We start from the raw sequence: 16,463 nt of genomic DNA on the forward strand, positions 1-16,463 counted from the left end.
AAGACAACATGCTACATCATACTGGATGCGCGCGATAAAAAACGCCTTGGGCTTTGGACCGAGGGTGTACAAGCTTCTTGACACAATGGAAGGCATGGATCTCAATGATTTCTATGCCGTCATTCCGGCCGGTGGCGTGGGTACCCGGCTCTGGCCATTGAGCCGCCAGGACCGGCCCAAGTTCCTCTACGATCTGTTGGGTTCAGGCAGAACAATGATCCAGGGAACTTTTGACCGGCTGGCTGGCATCTGCGGGGCCAATCATGTGGTCGTCTCCACCGGCCAGCGGCATGTGGACCAGGTGCGTCAGCAGCTTCCGGATCTGGCTGAGGACGCGCTCTTCGCCGAGCCTGTTCCTCGCGATTCTACGGCGGCTATAGCCTTGGCGACTGCTGTGCTGGCCCAGCGGCACGGTGGGGAAATCATCGTGGGCTCCTTCGCCGCCGACCACGTCATCCGAGACGACAAAGCGTTCGCTGCCTCAGTGGAGCAGGCGGTGGCAGCGGCCCGAGCCGGTTATGTGACCACCATCGGTATCGCAGCCTCCCGTCCCTCCACCGCCTTCGGCTACATCCACCAAGGCCCCTCCCTGGCCGATCGCATTCCCGGGGCTCCGGATGCCCACCTGGTCAGCGAATTCGTAGAGAAGCCGGATGCCTCTACGGCCCAGGCCTACCTGTCAACAGGGGAGTACCGGTGGAATGCCGGCATGTTCGTCATGCAAGCGCAGGTGCTCCTTGACTGCCTGCGTCGTTATAAGCCGGAGCTCCACGCCGCAGTTATGGCCATTGCCCGGGTCTGGGACCAGGGCGAGCAGGCGCGCAGCCAGGCCATGGAGGAGTACTGGCCGGGCATCGAGAAGATCGCCTTCGACTATGCCGTAGCCGAGCCACTATCGGCGGCTGGCGGCGTAGCGGTTGTTCCCGGGGGCTTCGATTGGGATGATATCGGCGACTTCAATTCAGTGGCGGGTTTGCTTCCGTCGTCCAACAGACGCAACATCAAGATTCTGGGTGATGCCGACCGGGTCATGTACTTGGATTCAGCTGGAGACATGGTCGTGCCCGGCTCCGAACGCACGGTCGCCCTTCTTGGTGTGGATGACATGATCGTCGTCGACACTCCCGACGCTCTCCTGGTGGCCCCTCGGGCCCGCAGCCAGGAGGTCAAGGACATGGTGGCCAAGCTGGCCCAGTACGGCTGTGACGACATACTCTGACAGCAATTCGGCCCGGCTCAGAAGATTGGCCGATTTTGTTGTCTTCTGTCTGCTTTTGTGAGTAGTTTGGGATACAGAACCGGGTGCTCGGCAGACCGGGCATCACCTCATGAAAGGACCCGAACAACCATGGCCATCAATCCTCCAGTGGACGCTACCAGTACCAAGGCCTGGGCGGCCTTGCACCAGCACTTCGACGACATGCAGCGCCAGGGGATCGATCTGCGCGCATGGTTCGCCAAGGACCCGCAGCGCACCGAAAAGCTCAGTTTCGAGCTGGGCGATCTCTATATTGATCTGTCCAAGAACCTGATTCAGCCCGAGACCTTGTCCCTGCTGGCCCAGCTGGGCCGCGAGGTCGGCCTTGAGGAGCGGATCGAGGCCATGTTCAACGGCGAGCACATCAACAACACCGAGGACAGGGCCGTTTTGCACACAGCCCTGCGCCGTCCCGAGGAGGACCGCGGCAGGCTGATCGTGGACGGCCAGGATGTGGTGGGCGACGTCCGCGATACCCTCAAGCGCATCTATGCCTTTGCCGACCAGGTCCGCTCGGGCAGCTGGACCGGTCTGACCGGCAAGCGGATCACCACGGTGGTCAATATCGGCATCGGTGGCTCCGACCTGGGCCCGGTCATGGCCTACGAGGCTCTGAAGCCCTATGCCGATGCCGGCATCAGCGCCCGCTACATCTCCAACATCGATCCCAACGACCTGGCCGAGAAGACGCACGATCTGGATCCGGAAACAACGCTCTTCATCATCGTCTCCAAGACTTTCACCACCCTGGAGACCCTGACCAACGCCCGCCAGGCCCGCACCTGGCTCCTGAAGAACCTTGGGGAACGTGGCCTGCTGTCCAAGGACGGCCAGGACCTCTCGGCCGAGGCCATCCGTCGGCACTTCATCGCCGTCTCGACGGCCCTGGACAAGGTGCGCGACTTCGGCATCGATCCGGACAACGTCTTCGGCTTCTGGAACTGGGTCGGCGGCCGGTACTCGGTGGATTCCGCAGTGGGCACCTCCCTGGCCATCACCATCGGTCCCGAGCGCTTCGAGGAGTTCCTCAAGGGGTTCAACACCGTTGACCGCTACTTCCGCGCCACTCCTCTGGATCGGAACGTGGTGGCCCTGATGGGTCTGCTCAACGTCTGGTATGTCAACTTCTTCGGTGCCCACTCGCACGCCGTTCTGCCCTATGACCAGTATCTACACCGCTTCCCGGCCTACCTGCAGCAGCTGACCATGGAATCCAACGGCAAGTCCGTGCGCTGGGACGGCACTCCGGTGACCAGCCTGACCGGAGAAATCTTCTGGGGGGAGCCCGGCACCAACGGCCAGCATGCCTTCTACCAGCTGATCCATCAGGGCACCCGTCTGATTCCTGCTGATTTCATCGCCTTCGCCAACACCCCCAACCCGGCCAAGGACGGCGACCAGGACGTGCACGAGCTCTTCCTGGCCAACTTCCTGGCCCAGACCAAGGCATTGGCCTTCGGCAAGACCGCTGATGAGGTCCGTGCCGAGGGCACTCCCGAGGCCATCGTCCCGGCCAGGGTCTTCACTGGCAACAGGCCCACCACCTCCATTTTCGGCGATGCGCTGACCCCGGCAGCCCTGGGCGAGCTGATCGCCCTCTACGAGCACATCACACTGACCGAGGGCACCGTCTGGGGCATTGATTCCTTCGACCAGTGGGGAGTTGAGCTGGGCAAGAAGCTGGCCCGTGAGATCACTCCGGCCATCTCCCGGGACGACCAGGCGCTGGCCGAGCAGGATCAGTCCACTAGGTCTCTGATCGCCTTCTACAGGGCCCACCGCCGCTGATGCCCAGCCGGGCCTTGCAGGTCCGGCTCGTGGTATATTATTGGACAGTTGTTTGCCGGAAGGGCAGCTGCCGCATGGGCTCCCTTCCTTTCAGGTCCAGCCGGATGTTCCGGCGGATCGGCACCCCCGACGGCAGACCGTTGGGTTCCGTTCAGGATCGCTTCCTTGTGGATTGCGGTCCATGACATGGGTCGACGTGCGGCGGCCATGGAGGAACAGTATGAACGCGATTCAGGAATTTGACGCCAGCCACATGAAGCCTGCGGAGCAGATCCCCGACTTCCGTCCCGGCGATACCGTCGAGGTCAACGTCAACATCACCGAGGGCAACAACTCCCGTATCCAGGCTTTCACGGGCGTGGTGATCGCCCGTCAGGGCTCCGGTGTGCGCGAGACCATCCTGGTGCGCAAGGTCAGCTTCGGCGTGGGCGTCGAGCGTCGCTTCCCTCTGCACTCCCCGCAGATTGACTCCATCAAGGTGCTGCGCCACGGCCGTGTCCGCCGTGCCAAGCTCTACTACCTGCGTGGGCTGCACGGCAAGGCCGCCCGCATTGTCGAGCGGCGCGACAACAAGGCTGAGTCCGACAAGTAGGATTTTGCCGGGGCGATTCAGCCCAGACCTTGGCCGTAAACACCCGGGATGCAGTTCTCCCGGGTTTTTTCATGCTTGGGTGTGTACGCTATGAGGCATGCGGGACCTATTCTGTTAGTTAGTGTGTGTTTTTCTGCGGATGACAAGGAGTGAATATGGCCTTTCGGGATGAGGAAACGACCCCGTCAGGACTTTGGTACCCGGACGGCAGGCAGGCCACCTCAGCCCCGGTGCCACCCCGTCATGCCCACGGCCACCCTGGTGGACGCGGCTCCGCCAGGGGCAGCCACCCACGTCTTGGCGAGCGTGGCTTTCTGCCCGAGTTCCTGTTCGAGCTGGTTGTCCTGCTGGTAGTCGTCTCCATCCTGCGCATATTTTTGATCTGCAACTACATCATCCCTTCCGGCTCCATGGAGAACACCTTGGGCGTCGGGGACAGAATCCTGACCACTCATAGGCTGACCAGATCCATGGTGGCTCCCCGCCGTGGGGATGTGGTGGTCTTTACTGATCCAGCTGACTGGCTCGGTGATGAATCCTCGCCCAGCTTCCGTGGCAATCACCTGGTCAAACGCCTGATTGGCATGCCCGGCGACACGGTGGCCTGCAAGGGTCATGGCGCCCCGGTCACCGTCAACGGTGTAGCCCTTGACGAGAGTTCCTACCTGCGCCCAGGAGTAGAGCCAAGCTCCTTCCCCTTCAAAATCAAGGTCGATCCTGGGCATGTCTTCGTCATGGGTGACAACCGCTCCAACTCTGCAGATTCCCGCCTGCACAAGGACGACGGCCATAATGGTCTGGTTCCCATAGACAACATCAAAGGCACTGCCTTGCTGACCTATTACCCGGTGGGCAGCTGGAAGCTGCTCAATAACCAGCACAAGGTTTTTGACGCTGTGCCTGACCCGACGCAGGACTGAACCGGTTGTGAGGCGGATTCTGCCAACCTTGGCCACTGAGGCTGCCTTGGCTGACCAGGGAGCTGAGTATGTGCTGGGCCTGGACGAGGTCGGCCGGGGAGCCCTGGCGGGTCCGGCCATGGTCGGCGTGGTGGCGGTCAGGTCCACTGACCTGCCCTATTTGAAGGTTCCTGACGGGGTGGCGGATTCCAAGATGCTGACTCCTGCGCGTCGGCTGGCCATGTACCGGGATTTGGAGAATTGGGCTGCCGGCTGGGCGGTGGGGGCCTGCTCCAACCATGAGATCGACCAGTGGGGCATCGTTCACGCTCTAGGCATCGCCGCCCTGCGTGCGCTGGCCGAATTGGAGCATGGGATGGACCTGGGGCCTGACCGCCGCCTAGCCGCCATCCTTGACGGCCCCCATGACTACATCACCCCGGCCGCCGATAGCTTTGACGCCCCCGACCTCCCGGTTCTACCCAAGGTTTCCACCCAGGTCAAGGGGGACGCCCACTGTGCCAGTGTGGCTTGCGCAGCGGTCATCGCCAAGGTCACCCGTGACCAGCTCATGGTTCGGCTGGCCGCCTCCGATCCCGCCCTGGCACCCTACCAGTGGGAGCACAACAAGGGCTATGGGTCGCCAGCACACCTGGAGGCCATTCACCGTCTGGGGCCCAGCCGTCTGCATCGGGTCAGCTGGCATTTGCCTTCATCCGGTCCCGGCAAGGGCTAATATCGGAACGGTCGAAACGGCTATCGGAAGAAGGTCACATGCCCGCAGGCAGCGGGGGCAGGTCACGGTCCAAGCGCCCCTCCATGTTCGAGGTTGCCCGTCTGGCCGGTGTCTCCCACCAGACTGTGTCCAGGGTCATCAACAATTCCAAGGACGTCTCGCCGGCAACCAGGGTCAAGGTGCAGCAGGCCATCAGGAAGCTGGGCTACCGACCCAGCAACTCTGCGCGGGCCCTGGCTTCAAGCCGCAGCCGAACCATCGGACTGGTGGCCGGCGGTGTCAGTCTCTTTGGACCTGTCTCATCGATCACAGCCATTGAGACCGTGGCCCGTTCCCATGGCCTGTTCATGTCGGTCATGATGGTGGACGAGTCAACCTGCACGCTTGCCGGATTCCAGGAGCTCTGCGGCACCTTCCTGGAGCAGAATGTGGATGCCTTCATCTTTCTGACACCCACCGACACCATGTTCCAGGCCGCCTGCCAAGTAGAGGTCAGCCAGCCCCGTGTCATCGTCACCTCCACGCATGGCATCACCAGCGTCGAAGAAGCCCTGAGCCACCGGCGGGGCGACGGCCGGATAGCTCTTACCGGAATCGACCAGTGGGGCGCTGTGCAGCGTCTGGCTCGGCTGCTGGTCTCCCGGGGCCATCGACGGGTGCTGTATATGGCCGGCCCCTCTCAGTGGCGGGATGCCGCCACCCGGCTGGCCTCCTGGAAGGTGGCCTGTGCCCGCTGCCGTATACGAACGGCCGTGGTTCACGCCCGCAGCTGGGAGGCGGGGGAGTCCTACACGCTGATGAACCATCTGATCGATCAGCGTGGGATGAGCGGCACCTCCATGCCCTCAGCCGTGGTTACCGCCAACGACAACCAGGCCGTGGGCGTGGCCCGGTCCCTGCAAGAGCACGGCATCCGCATTCCCAGTGACATCAGTCTGGTGGGCTTTGACGACGTTCCCACGGTAGACAACATGTTTCCGCCGCTGGCCACGGTTCGCCCCCGCTTTGAGGATCTGGGCGTGGCCACCATGCGGCAGGTCCTGGCCCTGCTTCACCAGGGACAGCCGGTAGACTTCCCGGTCACCCACCATGGGGTGGGACTGATCCAGGCGGATGTGATTCAGCGTCGGTCTCTGGGCTACGCCGTCAAGCGCCTCTGACTACTGTTGGCCTGCATCCAGTGGGCTTGCCTGACGCTCTGGTCTCGGTTACAATTGTAACCAGACTATGTGAGCGTTAACATATCAGGCAAAGGAGCGGACATGGTTCTTGGCGAACAAGGCGTCATCGTTAGTGAATTACAGGAGGGCGCGACAAGTCTGGGCATCGAATTCGGCTCCACCCGCATCAAGGCTGTGCTGATCGACCATGACTACCGGACGCTGGCCACCGGGGATGTCGAGTGGGAGAACCGGCTGGAGGACGGCCTCTGGACCTACTCCATGGACCAGATCCATCAGGGCCTGCAGGCAGCCTATGCGGCCATGGCCGAGGACGTTCGTCGCCAATACGGGGTGACGCTGACCAAAATAGGTGCCATGGGGATTTCGGCCATGATGCACGGCTACCTGGCCTTCGACAAGGATGGTCGGCTGCTGGTGCCCTTCCGCACCTGGCGCAACACCAACACCCGCCAGGCCCACGAGGAGCTTTCGCAGGCCTTCAAGATCAACATCCCTGAGCGCTGGTCCATTGCCCACCTTTACCAGGCCATTTTGAACGGCGAAGAGCATGTGCCCAAGGTGGCCTATATCACCACCTTGGCCGGCTACATGCACTGGAGGCTCTCCGGCCGCAAGGTCATCGGCATCGGCGATGCCTCGGGCATGTTTCCCATCGACTCCTCCCGCAAGGAGTTCGACCAGGGCCTGCTGGACATCTTCTCCCGACTGCCCCAGGTCCAGGCCCAGCCCTGGGACATCCACGACCTGCTGCCTGAGCCATTGACCGCCGGCAGCGATGCGGGCGCGTTGACCGCAGAAGGTGCCGTCCTGCTCGATCCCAGTGGTCAGCTGCAGTCCGGCGTGCCCATGGCCCCGCCCGAGGGTGACGCGGGAACCGGCATGGTGGCGACCAACGCGGTTCGTCCCCGTACCGGCAACGTGTCTGCGGGCACATCCATCTTCGCCATGGTGGTCCTGGAACATCCCCTGCGTGATTTCCATCCAGAGGTGGATCCAGTCACCACACCGGCTGGGGATCCAGCCGGCATGAGCCATGCCAACAACTTCACCTCGGACCTGAACGCCTGGGTGGGGCTGTTCGGGGAATTCGCCAAGGCCGCCGGTCTGGATCTCAAGGGGGATGCGCTCTACGCCACCCTGTTCAACCAGGCCCTTCTGGGAGACAAGGATGCCGGCGGGTTGATCAACTACTGCTTTTATTCCGGGGAGTTCCTGGCTGGCCTGGAGGAGGGCCGGCCCGTCTTTGCCCGCGGCCCCGAGGGACGGATGACCCTAGCCAACTTCATGCGCGCCCAGCTCTTCTCGGCCTTCTCGCCGGTCACCATCGGCATGGATGTGATGACCCGCCAGGAGCATGTCCAGGTGGACACCATGGTCGGGCACGGCGGCATCTTCGCCACCCCCAAGGTGGCCCAGCGAATCCTGGCCGCCGCCTTCAACGCCCCCATCAAGGTCATGTCCACTGCTGTGGAGGGGGGCGCCTGGGGCATGGCCGTCCTGGCTGACTACCTGGGTCATGCCGACCAGACCCTGGCCGACTACCTGGATGCCAATGTCTTTGCAGGCGTCCAGTCCACAACAGAGCAGCCGGACCCGGCTGATGTGAAGGGCTTCAGAACCTTCTTCGACCGCTTCACCAAGGGTCTGCCCATCGAGCAGGCGGCCGTGAAGACCATCCCCCTGCAGGGATGATGACGAGAGCTGAAAACGTCAAGCGGCCGGATCAGCGGGATCGGGCCGGGAAAAGGAGTTGCTGATGGTGTCCTTGGCTGATTATTCACCCGAGGTGCGCGACGAGGTGAAACTGGTGCGCGAGCAGGTGGCCACCCTGCATGCGCAGTTGACCAGATGGAATCTGGTGGTCTGGACGGCGGGCAATGTCTCGCAGCGGTTGCGTTCTGCCGATCTAATGGTCATCAAACCCTCGGGGGTGCGCTATGAGCACCTGACCCCGGGCTCCATGGTGGTCACCGATCTGGATGGCAATGTGGTCGACGGTGCCGAGGCCCCCTCCTCGGACACGCTATCGCACGCTTATATCTACCGGCACATGCCCGAGGTCTATGGCGTGGTCCACACCCATTCCACCTATGCCACCGCCTGGGCGGCCACCGGCAGGGACATTCCCTGCGTGCTGACCATGATGGGTGACGAGTTCGGCGGTCCCGTGCCGGTCGGCCCCTTTGAGCTGATCGGATCCGAGGCCATTGGCAAGGGCGTGGTCGACACCCTCAAGGATCACCCGGGCTGCCCGGCTGTGCTCATGCGCAACCACGGGCCCTTCACCGTGGGGGCTGATGCCGAGGCTGCTGTCAAGGCGGCGGCCATGACCGAAGAGGTGGCCCACACGGTCTGGGCGGCTGAGCAGATCGGCACGCCCAAGCCCATCGATCCGGCCGACATAGCCAAGCTCAACGACCGGTACCAGCACGTCTACGGCCAGCACTGAGTTGGAAAACATAAGCAAAGGAGCAAGTATGAGCATGAAAAATCCCTTCGAGGGCAAGGAGCTTTGGTTCGCAGTTGGTTCGCAGGACCTCTACGGTGAGGAGACTCTGCGCCAGGTGGGCGTCCAGGCGGCGGACATCGCCAAGTCCCTCAACGACTCTGGGCGGATCCCGGTCAAGCTGGTTCTGAAGCCCACTCTGAAGGACTCGGATTCCATCCTGAATTTCATGGTTGATGCCTCGTCGAACCCGGCCTGCATCGGCGTGGTGGCCTGGATGCACACCTTCAGCCCGGCCAAGATGTGGATCAGAGGTCTGGAGAAGCTGCGCAAGCCGCTACTGCAGCTGAACACCCAGCATCATGTGGAGATCCCCTGGGACACCATTGACATGGACTTCATGAATCTGAACCAGTCAGCTCACGGCGACCGTGAGTTCGGTTACATCCTGACCAGGCTGGGAATCCCGCGCAAGATCGTGGTCGGCCACTACACCGATCCCGAGGTTGCTGACAAGATCGGCGTCTGGGCGCGCGCCTGCGCCGGCTGGGATGCCGCCAACAACATGAAGGTCTGCCGCTGGGGCGACAACATGCGCGACGTCGCCGTCACCGAGGGCGACAAGACCGAGGCCGAGCGGGTCTTCGGCGTCTCCGTCAACACCTGGCCGGTCAACGAGCTGGTGGACCATGTGAACGCCGTCACCGACGACCAGGTCAAGGACCTGATCGAGGACTATAAGCGCAGCTATGAGGTGGCTCCCGAACTTTTGGACTCCCGGTACGACTCCCTGATGGTGGCCGCCCGCGAAGAGCTCGGCATGCGGGCCATGATGGAAGAGGTGGGTGCCACTGCCGCCGTGGACAACTTCCAGGATCTGGGAGGCCTGCGTCAGCTGCCCGGCGTGGGAGCTCAGCGGTTGATGGCTGACGGGTACGGATTCTCGGCAGAGGGCGACTGGAAGACATCGGTTCTGATTCGGATCGGCAACGTCATGGGCTACGGGCTCAAGGGCGGCTGCTCGCTCATGGAGGACTACTCCTACAACTTCGTGCCCGGCCATGAGGAGATCATGGGCGCCCACATGCTGGAGGTCTCGCCCACGCTGTTGACCGAGGGACGGCCCCGCCTGGAGATTCATCCCCTGTCTATCGGCGAAAGGGAGGACCCGGTGCGCCTGGTCTTTACGGCAACCCCTTGCACTGATGCTGTGGTCGTCTCCCTGGCGGATGTACGCGAACGCTTCCGCCTGGTCATGAATGTGGTGGATGTGGTCGAGCCCGGCGGGTCCCTGGCCAAGCTGCCTGTGGCACGTGCGCTCTGGAAGCCCCGGCCCTCGCTCAAGGTCTCGGCTGAGTGCTGGCTGCGTGCCGGCGCAGCCCACCATACCTGCATGACCACCACCGTGGGCCGTGAAGCCTGGGAGGACTTCGCGCGCATGGCTGGTGTGGAACTCGCCGTCATCGACGAGAACACTGAACCTCGGCGTTTCGAGGCCGACCTGCGTGCAGCCGAGCTCTACCATCGGTTGGATAACCGGCACTGAGCGCCTGTTCCAGGAAGATTGCAAGGCCCCGCCACTGCACATGTGGCGGGGCCTTTACATATTCGGCTTGTCGGTTTGCGTTGTCACAATTTTGTCGGTACAGTGATGATTAGGCAATGGGAACAGTGGCATGTCCCAAAGTTGACATAAAGCCCACCCCCCTGAGTCGGGGAAGTGATCGGTTGGGGAGGCGAAGATGTGCCTGGCCATCCTGTGCCTATTAATACAGAAGGGAAAGCGTGCATGCACATGCAACGAGATAATGAAGGGATAAGGCTCCCCAAGCTTTTAGGCTTGGCGGTCGCCGGAGCGACGCTCCTAGCGGGCATGGTCGTTCTGCCAGCTACCCAAGCTTCAGCCGTTGAAGATTATGGTTACAATGCCGAGGATGACTTTGTACAGGGTCCTGTGGATCCTACGAAAACTCCTCGACTCACGGTTACCATGTACCTCTCCTTGGCTAAAGGATTCGCTCCCACAGGATCATCAAAAGATGCTGAAGCGCTGGCTAAAACCCAAGATCTGACTCCTGCCAAGGATGTTCTGTTCCACGTTGAGGAAGTACAGCCTGCCACAGGTATGGACTGGGGCGATATCAAAGCATCAGATTCTAACACATACACTCAGACAGGTAACAGTTTCGCGGGTATAACCAATGGTCAAGGTGTTATCGATACTTGGTATGACGCTGCGAATGGCAAGATCAAGAATGCTGACGATCACGGTTTTCCTGTCGCAGGAGAAACTCCGAAAGCCTTCCCGAAAGCAACTGACGGGGGCAAAGTTCACTACTACATCCTTTTTGAGAACAAGGATGCTTCGTGGGCATTCAATCGCGACAATCCGAACAGATTGGATAGTAACAAGTACGATGCTGCCGAGAACTCGTTCTTTGGCCTCCCTTATGCGGCTCAGTCGCTGAACGCAACGAAGGCCAACGGCTATATTTATAATCTGCATTTGTATCCGAAGAGCAAAAACAAGTCAGTCTTCTCCAAGACAGTTCAGGATGTCTTGGATTCGAAAACGAATAAAGCCAAGAACCAACGCACTGCTGTAGCTGGTGATAAGATTGACTACAAGCTCTCTCAGACAATAGCTAACAATGGTACAGCTACACCAAAAGACGGTATCTTGGATGTTTCCGAATTGAAGGGTGACTACAAAGACATCCTCTTTGTAGATCGCATGTCAAGTGCATTGAAGTTGGATGAAAGCACCGTCGCAGGTACCCTTTATTATACGGTAAAAGGTGCTGACAATAAGTCTGAAGTTAAGACAGTTGCACTGACAGATCAAAAGGCAAACGCGAGTGCACCAGATTTCAAGTGGAATGCCACGGATAAAAGTCCTAAGCGTATCAACGGTACTGGTACCATGTTCACTGATACGAAGGATGCTGTTCAGTATTATCAGTTCCAACTGTTTGGTGGCGGTACAAGCGGCACTGTTATCTCGACGTTGACGGCCGCGACCGGAGCAACAGATATTCATGTGGATGTCACCTATCAGGCTACGGTTACTCCGCTTGGTGATTCTACTGCTACTGATGGTGTTGCTAATGATGCTGCCTCAGACTTTTCCGAGAACACGAGTGACGTGATTAAGGACCACACGAACGTTATGAATGCTGGTCTTGCATTCGGTTCTGTGAAGAACAAAGACAGCCAGTATGCGGCGCTTCCTGGTACGGAATATCGTCTAGTTGCTAACAGCGATAGCTTGGACAAGTATCTAGCTACCGACGGTGACTTCCATACAACTTCGGATTTGCCTAAAGGTGCCCAATTTTACCAGGCAACAGCAAATAGCGATGGCCTAGTTGCATTCGCTGGCCTTCCTATTTTCAGTTCTGAGTCTACAGAATCGAAAGCTAGCACTGGTGATTCGGGCGAGAAGGTTAGAACTGATATTTCTTGGAAGTTGGTAGAAACCAACACCCCGGAAGGGTGGCGCAATCCGGGTGTCGCTTTCGGCACTGTCACATTTTCAAATGTTGCGGGTAAGAGTGCAACAGAACTTGCTCAGACTTATGGCCCACATGGAGTGGTTCAACCAAACTATGATGAGCTGCAGTTTAAGAATTTCGAGGTGAGTCCCGCTTCTATCACGACAAAGATTAAGTTCAACAATCAAGATGTTTCAAAGTATGAGCAGCATTTTGCCAATACCGATACTGATGCGCCATTGGCTCTGCCTTTGACTGGTGGTCGCGGCATCGTGCTGTTGCTGGTTGTTGGTGCCCTGATCATGGGTGGTGCTCTGTATGCCCGCAGTAGGCGCAATAGTTCCGCTCGGGCCTGATGATTACGGTCATGTCAAGAATTATGTGAGGTGACCTGATGGCGGACGGTTCCTCTGTGAATCGTCCGCCATTTTCATACGGACCGTGGATCTTAATCGGTCTGCGGCTGTCGGGACACTGGTCTGGCTTCTTCCGGACCCGAGGATCCGACACTATTACGTCGTCGAAAGGCGGCCTTGGAAGGGAAGGTTTATGAAGGGAATTGCCTTGCCGAAACGCCTCACCCATAGGGTCCTGCCCTGTCTGATTGTAATCTTGGCCTGCATAGGTTTGACTGCTTTCGATGTGATGCCGACAGCACAGGCGGCGACCGTTGACCCAACCTTGACGGTGCAACTCCAGAAGGGGCGCTCGGCTCAGGGAAGCGCGACGGATATCTTGCCAAGTGCTCCAGTATCTGCAGGAGCGGGGTATGTCTTTCGAGCACTAAGACTGAATGCTGGTACTTTGAAGAGCCGCGTGGATGCACTTGACCATAATCTTGGCACTGATAAGGCCCAGGCGGCTATCAGCAGTGAGGTGGCAGCCAATCCGGATGCGTTCAAGGACAAGACGCAGCCTGCTGAATATTATGGTATCTCTGATCAGGATGGCACCATTACTAACGCAACAGAGACCAAATCGCAAGGTGTCTGGCTTAATGGAGCTCATCTGGATCTCGATACACCAAGCTTGGTCGGAGGAAGTCCAGCCGTTTTTGATGGCGACTACTTCAAATCCTCATACTGGTTGGTTACTTTAGTTGCTCCACCCAAGAACGAAAAGGTTAAAGTTGATCCTGTAGTCGTGCAGTTGCCGCTCTACCGGGTGCAGGGTGAGGTCCATCCGCTTTATGATGTCACCATCAGCCCCAAGCTAGTGGCGCTGCCCCAGAAAGTGCCTGAGAACGGAACTCACACAGTTCCTGTAGCGAAATCAGGTCAACGGAAGCTGGCTGCCACAGGTGTGTCCTTGGTAGCTCCAGGTATTTTATTAGTGGTTCTGGCCATAATGGGCCTCTATCTGGCTGTGGTTGCGAGCTCCTGGAATAGAGATAAGCGCTAGAGGTATTCTCCCGCCCAAAGCGTGTCGGCAGGGTGTCTTCAGCTGACATCATGGGTATTCCTGGGCTATATGTAAAGACCGGAGGCATCAACAGGTGCCGCCGGTTTTGCATGCCAGGCTTAGGGAACAGTAGCATTAGAAGTGTGAAACAAGGAAGGCACAGATGAACCAGAACACTGGCTCGGGGACCTTGAGCGCAGCTGATGCTAACGATAATGATGAAGTTGCCTTTGTGCCTAGGTCCGCTTCACCTTGGCCGGGAGAGCCTATTTCAACGGAGGATATGCCACGTGCCTATGCTCCCAATAATGATGTTCCACCATCTTATCCGCCTCTAGCTATTCCTAATACACGTGGTACTGACGGACATGCTAACTCAGATGCAATCGCCGGCACGGCTCTCGGTTCAAGTAAGGCAAAAACTTCGGCTCCGATAATCATAGTTTCAGGAAATTATGCGCAAGTCGCAGATCGGCATGGCATCGCTCACCAGGTTTCTGCGAACTCCTCAAAGCCTATTCAGAGCGGCAATTTAGGGAGTAAGAGAGTTCGTGCGGCCACCAGATCGGGCCGCGGGTTCGGACTCTTGGAGACTTTAGCCTTTCTCATTGGTTTGGGAATCTTCCTCTACCCGCTTCTGGCGGCTTATGTAAATTACTCCGAAGATTCTGCTGCAGTGGACAACTATGATCAGATTGTGGCTGAACTGTCTCCAGCACAACGCAGAGCAATGTGGCAAGATGCTAAGAAGTATGACGAGGAATTAGGTAAGCCAACCCTGAGGGATCCTTTCAAGTACAAGGAAGTTAAGGAACCATTAGGTCGCTACTATAAGATTCTCAACGTGGATGGCAAGGGAATGATGGCTTATGTGGACATTCCCAAGATCAACGTCAAGCTTCCTGTGCGTCATGGCACCAGCGATCAGGTACTTAGAGACGGTATAGGGCACATTGCCACCACACATGTGCCAACAGACAACCGAACCATACATGCCGTAATCACAGGCCACACCGGTGAGGTCGGCTACATGCTTTTCGACAATCTGACTCAGCTGCGCAAGGGCGATGTCTTCCAGATACGGGTGCTCACGCGACGGATGAGCTACAAGGTAGATCAGATTAAGATCATTAAACCCACCGATGTCAGCGCACTGCAGCCCATTCAAAATGCCAACTATGTAACATTGTTGACCTGTTACCCATATGGTGTAAACTCCCACCGCCTGATCGTGCGTGGACACTACATCGGTGACGATGAGCCTCCCACCAAACCCGAAGGTGCGCCCATTTACATGGTCTGGGTGCTCCTGGCTCTGTTTGCAGCCTGCCTGGTGAGCTGGTATCTGCTCTCACGTCGTCGACGCAACTGCCGTCACGACCTGGAGCAGATGGAACATCTGGAATCTCGGGCGACAGGACCCGGGACTGTGGGGGAGCCGCTGGCTACGATCATGGTCAGCCATGAGCGGGAGACCCGATCAGAAGCCACCCGCCGTCGCCGGTTGATCAAAACACGGCGAATCTGCAGCGTTCTCATGTGGTTGCTGGCTGTGCTCGGCCTCTTCTTCGCATGGGGTTCAGTCGGGATGATGATGAGAATCGGCTTCCTGCCCGTATTCGACCTTGGCTACCACTGGTTTGATACCCACCTGATCTACTTCTTCGGCATTACCAAATTCTAGGCCTGTGCATGTGCGGACACGTTTGACCACGTGAGCCTGTTCTACTGTATTGGGCTTTTGCTCGGCTCTAGAATGGATCGAGCATGGCCCGGTAGACTGCTGGGCCGCGTCTGGGAAGGTTTGGACCATGACAGCAGTTCCTGACATCTTATTGTCTGACGGCAATCGCATTCCGCAGGTAGGGCTGGGCGTACTCAGGATCGACGATGATCAAACCGCTGGAGTAGTGCAATCTGCCTTGGAACTGGGGTATCGTCACATCGATACGGCAGCGGGCTACCGCAACGAAGGAGGCGTGGGCCGTGGCCTCAAAGCCTTCGGTTGCCAGAGTGGTCCTGAGCGTGCCAATCTGTGGCTGACCACCAAGCTGCGTGACTCCGAACAGGGCTATGACAGCGCTCTGCGGGCCTTCGACCGCCAGCTGGCCCTGCTGGGCACTGACTATGTCGATATGTACATGATCCACTGGCCAACACCGTTCGATTGGCGGGCTGATCAGGTTTGGCGTGCTTTCCATAGGCTGCGCGATGAAGGGCGGGTGCGGACCCTGGGGGTCTGCAACTTCCTCCCAGGGCATCTGGAACGGTTGCATCGAGAGACCGGGGAGTACCCAGCGGTGGATCAGATTGAGCTGCACCCCAGCTGGCAGCAGCGCACAGTGACGGCCTTCTGCAAGGAGCACGGCATCGCCGTCCAGGCCTACTCGCCATTGGCGCGCGGCGCAGACCTGACAGCAGGAGGCGGAAGGCTGGAGAAAATCGCACAGGCCCACGGGGTCACGCCGGCTCAGGTGGTACTGCGCTGGCATATTGAGAACGGGACCATCATTATTCCCAAGTCTGTCCATCGGGAAAGGCAGGCGGAGAACCTGGACCTGTTCGGCTTCAGCCTGACCCCTGAAGAGCACGCCGCCATCGATGCCATGGACTCCCCGGTGCGTGCAGGACACGACCCGATGACCTACACCTACGCCTGACCGCT

At 59.0% G+C, this 16,463-nt stretch carries 13 protein-coding genes; all 13 read left to right on the forward strand.

The genetic code is table 11. The features are described 5' to 3' along the window. Positions 1-94 precede the first annotated feature (94 nt). A complete protein-coding gene (locus tag ACUIAI_RS00880; RefSeq protein ID WP_445342311.1) occupies positions 95-1,219 on the forward strand; it encodes a mannose-1-phosphate guanylyltransferase in 1,125 nt (374 codons plus the stop codon). Positions 1,220-1,348: 129 nt separating this feature from the next. Further along, positions 1,349-3,046 carry a glucose-6-phosphate isomerase gene (gene pgi, locus ACUIAI_RS00885; protein ID WP_445342312.1) on the forward strand — a complete coding sequence of 566 codons (1,698 nt, stop codon included), beginning with the start codon at positions 1,349-1,351 and terminating at the stop codon, positions 3,044-3,046. Between the two features lie 220 nt (positions 3,047-3,266). Beyond that, complete coding sequence (gene rplS / locus ACUIAI_RS00890; RefSeq protein WP_046322486.1) at positions 3,267-3,638, forward strand: 50S ribosomal protein L19; 372 nt, start codon at positions 3,267-3,269, stop codon at positions 3,636-3,638. A gap of 155 nt (positions 3,639-3,793) precedes the next feature. Continuing rightward, positions 3,794-4,558: a signal peptidase I gene (lepB, locus tag ACUIAI_RS00895; RefSeq protein WP_445342313.1), complete on the forward strand. Its 765-nt coding sequence runs from the start codon at positions 3,794-3,796 to the stop codon at positions 4,556-4,558. A 7-nt stretch (positions 4,559-4,565) separates the two neighbouring features. Further along, a complete protein-coding gene (locus ACUIAI_RS00900) occupies positions 4,566-5,273 on the forward strand; it encodes a ribonuclease HII (protein ID WP_445342314.1) in 708 nt (235 codons plus the stop codon). Positions 5,274-5,311: 38 nt separating this feature from the next. Continuing rightward, positions 5,312-6,433, forward strand: coding sequence for a LacI family DNA-binding transcriptional regulator (locus ACUIAI_RS00905; RefSeq protein ID WP_110412449.1), 1,122 nt, complete (start codon positions 5,312-5,314; stop codon positions 6,431-6,433). Between the two features lie 102 nt (positions 6,434-6,535). After that, entirely contained in the window at positions 6,536-8,149 is a 1,614-nt protein-coding gene (locus tag ACUIAI_RS00910; protein WP_445342315.1) for a xylulokinase, read from the forward strand. Positions 8,150-8,213: 64 nt separating this feature from the next. Next, on the forward strand, positions 8,214-8,906 hold the full coding sequence (locus ACUIAI_RS00915; RefSeq protein WP_045923976.1) for an L-ribulose-5-phosphate 4-epimerase: 693 nt from the start codon (positions 8,214-8,216) through the stop codon (positions 8,904-8,906). A gap of 28 nt (positions 8,907-8,934) precedes the next feature. Beyond that, positions 8,935-10,449 (forward strand): L-arabinose isomerase, encoded by a 1,515-nt coding sequence (araA, locus tag ACUIAI_RS00920; RefSeq protein ID WP_445342316.1) that lies wholly within the window; start codon positions 8,935-8,937, stop codon positions 10,447-10,449. 243 nt (positions 10,450-10,692) lie between these two features. After that, positions 10,693-12,753, forward strand: coding sequence for an LPXTG cell wall anchor domain-containing protein (locus tag ACUIAI_RS00925; RefSeq protein ID WP_445342317.1), 2,061 nt, complete (start codon positions 10,693-10,695; stop codon positions 12,751-12,753). Between the two features lie 193 nt (positions 12,754-12,946). Then, the gene (locus ACUIAI_RS00930; protein ID WP_445342318.1) at positions 12,947-13,798 is read left to right on the forward strand and encodes a hypothetical protein; all 852 of its coding nucleotides are present in this window, start codon (positions 12,947-12,949) and stop codon (positions 13,796-13,798) included. A 283-nt stretch (positions 13,799-14,081) separates the two neighbouring features. Then, a complete protein-coding gene (locus ACUIAI_RS00935; RefSeq protein ID WP_445342779.1) occupies positions 14,082-15,482 on the forward strand; it encodes a class C sortase in 1,401 nt (466 codons plus the stop codon). Between the two features lie 127 nt (positions 15,483-15,609). After that, complete coding sequence (locus tag ACUIAI_RS00940) at positions 15,610-16,458, forward strand: aldo/keto reductase (RefSeq protein ID WP_445342319.1); 849 nt, start codon at positions 15,610-15,612, stop codon at positions 16,456-16,458. Positions 16,459-16,463: the final 5 nt, after the last annotated feature.

The sequence above is a fragment of the Bifidobacterium sp. ESL0827 genome (assembly GCF_052606685.1).